This is a genomic window from Streptococcus hongkongensis (assembly GCF_053206145.1).
In genome coordinates this window covers 1-1,643 of record NZ_JBRUGD010000035.1, presented here as the reverse complement: position 1 = coordinate 1,643, position 1,643 = coordinate 1, and the positions used below count along the sequence as shown (strand labels likewise).

The 1,643-nt window shown below is 37.8% G+C and carries 1 protein-coding gene; it reads left to right on the top strand.

The window, feature by feature from the left end:
- Window positions 1-102 precede the first annotated feature (102 nt).
- Window positions 103-1,524 carry an ISLre2 family transposase gene (locus ACVRZD_RS10545; protein ID WP_037627752.1) on the top strand — a complete coding sequence of 474 codons (1,422 nt, stop codon included), beginning with the start codon at window positions 103-105 and terminating at the stop codon, window positions 1,522-1,524.
- Window positions 1,525-1,643 lie beyond the last annotated feature (119 nt).

Sequence of the window (1,643 nt, the reverse complement as noted above, 5' to 3'; positions counted from 1 at the left end):
CTAAGTGTAAAATTTATTGAGGTAGAACATTAGACGAATAAAAAAGAAACCGTTACTCTAGTAATTAGGCTGGCGAGCACTACTTACAAGAGGCGGTTTCTTATGGATATTATTGTAACAGATTTAGTGAAAGTAATGAAGACAGAAAAAACATTTTTAAAACGTGAACAAGCAATGGTGATGTTCTTTGCGCAATTAATTCAACTGATGGTTCAATTAGCTTTTCAACAATTGGATGAAGAAGTGTCTTCAGAATTGAAAAAAGAAGGGTTCCAAGTTGATCGAAAAAGCCAACGAACCGTTACTTTTCTATTTGGTTCTGTCACTTATGTGAGACGAAGAATGAAGAATAAAGCCGGTGAAATCCGCTATCCCCTTGACGAATTTTTAGGGATACGCAAAGGAATTCGCTATAGTTCACTGGTCTTAAGAAATGTCTCTGAATTAGGTACAATGATGGTGTATCGTCACGTGTCAAAAGCGATTGATTGCTTAACTACCTGGAGTATGAGCCATCAAAACGTCCAACAATTGGTGGTGAAAACAGGAGAAATTGTGCAGAAACGAAGTACGCATGAAAGTCGATATGACGAAGTAAAACAAAAGAAAAAAGTTCCTTACTTGTATCTAGAAGGTGACGGTGTGAGGATTCGGGGACAGAAAAAACAACACCTAGAAATTCACCGTTTTCAAGTGAGTGAAGGTAGCCAAAAGATAGGCAAAAGATCCCAGTTAATTTCTCCTTATTTTGTCAGTCATTTGAATCGAAAAAATGCCCAAAAAGAGATGATGAATTATCTTCAAGCAACCTATGATTTAACAGAGACAATCGTGATATCCAACAGTGATGGTGGTTCTGGCTATGAAAAAGAAGTCTTTGAGGAACTTTCTTTGGGCTGTTTCCGTCATGAACATTTTCGTGACATGTATCATGTGCATCGAAAAATAAAAGAGCGACTAAATTTTGTTTCATCTAAGCTACAAGGAAAATTAATAGAAGCGATTCACCAGTACGACAAAGAAAAAGTACGTGCTTGTTTGGACACCGCAGAAAGTCTGATTGAGGAGCGAGAAGAAACCTGTTTGGAACAGTTGAGGTTATTGCAAGGCTATCTTGATCGGAATTGGGTGTATTTACAATCTCTTGAAAAAAGAGGGTTCTATGACGATAAGCAAAGTATCGGAACCATTGAAAGTACGCATCGGAAAATGACCTATCGGATGAAGCGACAAGGTCGTTTGTGGAGTAGAACAGGAGCGGCAGCCATGATTCGTGTGATAGATAGTTTGAGGAATCAAGAATTGAATACTTGGCTAAATCAATATGAAGAAGTGGCGGATGACGAATTAGAACGACGAAAACAATGGAAAGCAATGAAACGAAAAGTCCTAAAAGCCCCTGCTTTTCAATCACATGAAGGAGCATTTAAAGGGAGCATTGGTCAGGGACTTGCGAAAAGCGCACCAATAGGTCAACTATCAAAAGGACTGAAGCAATTAAACATGACCCCTAGTTATTTCTAATGGAAAAAATTTTTCCATTAGAAATAACTAGGCAAACCGAACGCAAGTGAGGTACTAATAACAAAATTTAAGTGAAGTCAGCTGCTTTTTTATTCAACCTCAAAAAATTTGACACATAC